Source organism: Rhizobacter sp. P1_G5, assembly GCF_056405435.1.
Genome location: NZ_JBFUCB010000391.1, coordinates 1 through 5,764 on the forward strand (window position 1 = coordinate 1; position 5,764 = coordinate 5,764).

General features: G+C 67.1%; 5 protein-coding genes. All 5 read left to right on the plus strand.

Features of this window, described 5'->3' with window-relative positions:
• Positions 1-753: ABC transporter permease subunit (locus AC1D12_RS22655; RefSeq protein ID WP_477843005.1), on the plus strand; the 753-nt coding region annotated here is incomplete at its 5' end.
• Positions 750-1,520, plus strand: coding sequence for an ABC transporter ATP-binding protein (locus AC1D12_RS22660; RefSeq protein ID WP_477843007.1), 771 nt, complete (start codon positions 750-752; stop codon positions 1,518-1,520). The genes AC1D12_RS22655 and AC1D12_RS22660, both read left to right, overlap by 4 nt.
• Positions 1,521-1,522: 2 nt before the next feature.
• Entirely contained in the window at positions 1,523-2,218 is a 696-nt protein-coding gene (locus AC1D12_RS22665) for an ABC transporter ATP-binding protein (protein WP_477829031.1), read from the plus strand.
• A gap of 109 nt (positions 2,219-2,327) precedes the next feature.
• Positions 2,328-4,421 (plus strand): 3-hydroxyacyl-CoA dehydrogenase NAD-binding domain-containing protein, encoded by a 2,094-nt coding sequence (locus tag AC1D12_RS22670; protein ID WP_477843009.1) that lies wholly within the window; start codon positions 2,328-2,330, stop codon positions 4,419-4,421.
• A 15-nt stretch (positions 4,422-4,436) separates the two neighbouring features.
• A complete protein-coding gene (locus AC1D12_RS22675) occupies positions 4,437-5,612 on the plus strand; it encodes an acetyl-CoA C-acyltransferase (protein ID WP_477843011.1) in 1,176 nt (391 codons plus the stop codon).
• Positions 5,613-5,764 lie beyond the last annotated feature (152 nt).

Consider the following 5,764-nt stretch of genomic DNA (forward strand, 5'->3'; position numbering starts at 1 on the left):
GTCTACTGCTTCGTCTGCACCGCCGCGCTGTATGCGCTGACGCGCACGCCGCTCGGCCGCATGCTGAACGCGGTGCGCGACAACCCGGAGCGCGTCGAGTTCGTCGGCTACAACACGCAGGTGGTGCGCTACCTGGCGTTCGTCATCGCCGGCTTCTTCGCCGGCATCGGCGGCGGGCTGACGGCGCTGAACTTCGAGATCGTCACGGCGGATTCCGTGGGTGGTTTCCGCTCGGGCAGCTACCTGCTGTTCACCTTTCTCGGCGGCGCGTTCTTCTTCTTCGGGCCGGTCATCGGCGCGGTGCTGCTGGTGCTGGCCTTCGTGCTGTTCTCCGAGATCACGAAGGCCTGGCAGATCTACCTCGGGCTCGTCTTCATGTTCATGGTGATGTTCGCGCCCGGCGGCATCTCGAGCCTGATCATGATGAACCTGCGCGTCGCGGCCTTCGGCAAGCTGCGCCGGCTCGCGTCGTCGTACCTGGCGCTCGGCGGCACGGCCGCGGTGGCGCTGGCGGGTGCGGCGGCGATCGTCGAGATGATCTACCACGTGCAGCTCAACTCGGCGCTCGGCCCGACGCKGCGCTTCATGGGCGGCACGCTGAACGTGCAGGGCCTGGACAGCTGGTTCGGTGCGGTGTTCGTGATGGCGGTCGGCATCGCGATGTTCGAGCTGGCGCGGCGCGAGTTCAAGCGGCAATGGGACCAGACCCAGCAGGAGATCGAGAAAGAGATCAAGCGGAGGGAAGCCCTGTGAGCGCGCATCCCTTTGCACTCGAGCTGACCGATGTGCGCAAGAGCTTCGGCAAGACCGAGATCATCCGCGGCGCGTCGCTGAGCGTGAAACCCGGCGAGCGGATCGCGATCATCGGGCCGAACGGCGCCGGCAAGTCGACGCTGTTCAACCTGATCAGCGGGCGCTTCGGCGTCAGCACCGGCGACATCCGGCTGAACGGGGCCTCGATCGCCGGCCGCAAGCCGTACGAGATCAACCGCATGGGCCTCGCGCGCAGCTTCCAGGTGTCGAACCTGTTCGTGCGGCTGTCGGTGTTCGAGAACATCCGCTGCGCGGTGCTGTGGAGCATGGGCTACCGCTACGCGTTCTGGAAGTTCCTCGCCGACCTGCGCGACGCGAACGACCGCGCCGACGAGGTGCTGCGCATGATCAAGCTCGACAAGAAGCGCGACGTGCAGGCGATGAACCTGACCTATGCCGAGCAGCGCGCGCTGGAGATCGGCATCACGATCGCCGGCGGCGCGAGCGTGATCCTGCTCGACGAGCCGACCGCCGGCATGAGCAAGAGCGAGACGACGCGCTTCATCCAGCTGATCCGCGAGGTGACGGTGGGCAAGACGCTGCTGACGGTGGAGCACGACATGGGCGTGGTGTTCGGCCTGGCCGACAAGATCGCGGTGCTGGTGTACGGCGAGGTGATCGCGTTCGACGTGCCGGAGGCGGTGCGGGCGAGTGCGAGGGTGCAGGAGGCGTACCTGGGCTCGGTCCTCGCGGCGCATGGGGCGTGACGATGCTGAAACTCGACAACCTGCATGCGTTCTACGGCAAGAGCCACGTGCTGCACGGCGTGACGCTGGACGTGAAGCCCGGCGAGATCGTCAGCCTGCTGGGCCGCAACGGCTCGGGCCGCTCGACCACCGTGAAGGCGATCATGGGGCTGGTCGACGGGAAGGGCTCGGTGCGCTGGGGTGGACGCGAGCTGCTCGGGCTGAAGGCCTTCGAGATCGCGCACCAGGGCATCGGCTACGTGCCGGAGAACCGCGACATCTTCCCGAAGCTGACGGTGCACCAGAACCTGCTGCTCGGCGAGAAGCGCGGAAAGCAATCGCCGCGCTGGTCGTTCGACGACATGTACGCGATGTTCCCGCGGCTGAAGGAGCGCCAGCACACCGAGGCGGGCGTGCTGTCGGGGGGCGAGCAGCAGATGCTGACGCTGTGCCGCACGCTGATGGGCGACCCGGACCTGATCATGATCGACGAGCCGACCGAGGGCCTGGCCCCGAAGATCGTCGAGCAGGTCGCGCAGTACCTGAACGAGCTGAAGCGGCGCGGCGTCTCGGTGCTGCTGGTCGAGCAGAAGCTGACCATCGCGCTGGAGATCTCGCAGCGCTGCTACGTGATGGGGCACGGGCGGATCGTGTTCGAGGGCACGCCGACCGAGCTGAAGTCGAACGCCTATATTCGCAAGGAGTGGCTCGAGGTCTGACCCGGACGCCGATCCGGGTTTGTCGCTGACGAGACATCACCCCGCCACGATTCCTTCCTAGAATCGAACGATCGTTCTATTCCCACTCTCCACCACCGGAGGACTCTGCATGAGCGCCACCTACGAACTTCGCGGCCCGGTTGCCGTGATCACGCTCGACAACCCGCCTGTCAACGGCCTCGGCTACGACACCCGCAAGGGCATCACCGACGGGCTCGACAAGGCCCAGGCCGACGGCAAGGTCAAGGCTGTCGTGATCACCGGCGCCGGCAAGGCCTTCTCGGGCGGCGCCGACATCCGCGAGTTCGGCTCGCCGAAGGCACTGCAGGAGCCGAACCTGCTGAGCGTGATCCTCGCGGTGGAGGCCTGCACGAAGCCGGTGGTCGCCGCGATCCACACCGTGTGCATGGGGGGCGGGTTGGAACTCTCGCTCGGCTGCCACTACCGCGTGGCCGCGCCCGGCACGCAGGTGGCGCTGCCCGAGGTCAAGCTGGGCCTGGTGCCCGGTGCCGGCGGCACGCAGCGCCTGTCGCGCGTGATCGGTGTCGAGAATGCGCTGAACATGATCGTCAGCGGCGAGCCGGTGAAGAGCGAGCTGCTCGCGATGGCGCCGGGGCAGAAGCTGTTCGACAGGATGATCGACGGCGACCTGCTCGCCGGTGCGGTGGCGTTCGCGACCGAGGTCGCAGACAAGCGGCCGTTGCCGCTGGTGCGCAACCTGAAGGCCGAGCATCCGAACCCCGACGCATTCTTCCAGTTCGCGCGCAACACCGTGGGCGCAATGTCGAAGAACTTCCCGGCACCGCTGCAGTGCGTCGAGACGGTCGCGGCCTCGGTCTACAAGAAGTTCGACGAAGGCATGAAGCAGGAGCGCGAGGCCTTCATCGCGCTGATGATGACGCCCGAGAGCCGGGCGCTGCGCCATGCCTTCGTGGCCGAGCGTGCGACGACCAAGATCCCCGACGTGCCGGCCGACACGCCGGTGCGCGACGTGAAGAAGCTCGCGGTGATCGGTGCCGGCACGATGGGCGGCGGCATCGCGATGAACTTCCTGAACGCCGGCATCCCGGTCGTGATGCTCGAGATGAAGCAGGAGGCGCTGGACAAGGGCGTCRCGATCATCCGCAAGAACTACGACGCGCAGGTCAAGAAGGGCAAGCTGAAGCAGGACAAGCTCGATGCCCGCATGGCCTTGCTGAGCACGACGCTGAACTATGCCGACCTGAAGGACGCCGACATGGTGATCGAGGCGGTGTTCGAGGACATCGGCGTGAAGGAGCAGGTCTTCAAGACGCTGGACGAGGTGATGAAGCCGGGCGCGATCCTCGCGAGCAACACCTCGACGCTGGACGTCAACAAGATCGCGTCGTTCACGAAGCGTCCGCAGGACGTGATCGGCACSCACTTCTTCAGCCCGGCCAACGTGATGAAGCTGCTGGAGRTSGTGCGCGGCGAGAAGACCGCGAAGGACGTGCTGACCACCGTGATGGCGCTGGGCAAGAAGATCAGGAAGACCTGCGTGGTGTCGGGCGTGTGCGACGGCTTCATCGGCAACCGGATGATCGAGCAGTACTCGCGCCAGGCCGGCTTCCTGCTGGAAGAGGGCTGCACGCCGCAGCAGGTGGACAAGGCCGTCGAGAAGTTCGGCTTCGCGATGGGCCCGTTCCGCATGGGCGACCTGGCGGGCAACGACGTGGGCTGGTACATCCGCAAGCGGCGCTACCTGGAGAAGCCGGACCTGCGCTACAGCAAGACTGCCGACCTGCTGTGCGAGATGGGCCGCTTCGGCCAGAAGACCGGTGCCGGCTGGTACGACTATGTGCCGGGCAAGCGCGATGCGATCCCGAGCGCGCTGGTCGACGGGATGATCGAGAAGCACCGGGCCGAGCTGGGCATCACGCCGCGCAAGATCAGCGATGACGAGATCGTGCACCGGCTGGTGTATGCGCTGGTGAACGAGGGCGCGAAGATCGTCGAGGAGGGGATCGCGCTGCGCGCGAGCGACATCGACATGGTCTACCTCACCGGCTACGGCTTCCCGCTGCACCGCGGCGGCCCGATGTGCTATGCCGACACCGTCGGGCTGTTCAACGTGGCCGCGGCGATGAAGCGCTTCGCGCAGAACCCGCATGACGACGCCGCGTTCTGGCAACCGGCGCCGCTGCTGGCGCGCCTGGTGGCCGAAGGCAAGACTTTCTCCTGATCAGGGGCACACACCATGACCAATGCAGTGATCGTTTCCACCGCCCGCACGCCGCTGGCCAAGAGCTGGAAGGGCGCCTTCAACATGACGCACGGCGCGACGCTGGGCGGGCACGCCGTGAAGGCGGCCGTCGAGCGCGCGGGCATCGCGCCGGCCGAGGTCGACGACGTGATCATGGGCTGCGCGACGCCCGAGGGCGCGACCGGCAGCAACATCGCACGGCAGATCGCGCTGCGCGCGGGCCTGCCCATCACGACCAGCGGCGTGACCGTGAACCGCTTCTGTTCGAGCGGCCTGCAGACCATCGCGATGGCCGCGCAGCGCATCATCGCCGGCGAGGGCGACGTGTACGTGGCCGGCGGCGTCGAGAGCATCTCGTGCGTGCAGAACGAGGCCAACCGGCACATGGGTGCCGACCCGTGGTTGCGCGAGCACAAGCCGGAGATCTACTGGAGCATGCTGCAGACGGCCGAGCAGGTGGCCAAGCGCTACAAGATCGGCCGCGACCGGATGGACGCCTACGGGGCGGCGAGCCAGCAGAAGGCCTGTGCGGCGCAGGATGCCGGCAAGTTCACCGACGAGATCGTGGCGGTCACGGTGACCGCGGGCGTGGCCGACCCGGTGATGGGGCTGCGCAGCAAGGAAGTGACGATCAGCGTCGACGAAGGGCTGCGCTATGGCACGACGGCCGAGAGCATTGCGGGCATCAAGCCGGCGCTGCCGGGCGGGCTGATCGCGGCGGGCAATGCGAGCCAGTTCAGCGACGGCGCGGGCGCCTGCGTCGTAATGAGCGAGGCGCTGGCGCAGCAGCGCAACCTGAAGCCGCTGGGGCGTTTTCTCGGCTTCGCGGTGGCGGGTTGCGAGCCGGACGAGATGGGCATCGGACCGGTGTTCGCGGTGCCGAAGGTGCTGAAGCGCCTCGGGTTGTCCGTGAAGGACATCGACCTGTGGGAGCTGAACGAAGCGTTCGCGGTGCAGGTGCTGTATTGCGCCGATACGCTCGGAATTCCGATGGACCGCTTGAACGTCAACGGCGGCGCGATTGCTGTCGGCCATCCGTATGGCGTCAGTGGTCAGCGCTTGACCGGCCATGCACTGATCGAGGGCAAGCGCCGTGGGGCCAAGCGGGTCTGCGTCACGATGTGCATCGGTGGCGGGATGGGGGCGGCTGGGGTGTTCGAGGTGCTGTGACCGTGTGTCAGGCGCGGGTGGGGAGGCTGTGGCGCGCCGTCGGGTGCGGTCCTCGCCCCTGGCGGGGCGAGGACTGCCCTGCGCTGGCTGGTTTCATGACCCGTCGCCCAAACTCCCGCCACTCACTTCGTTCGTTGTGGTCAAACAGTGGG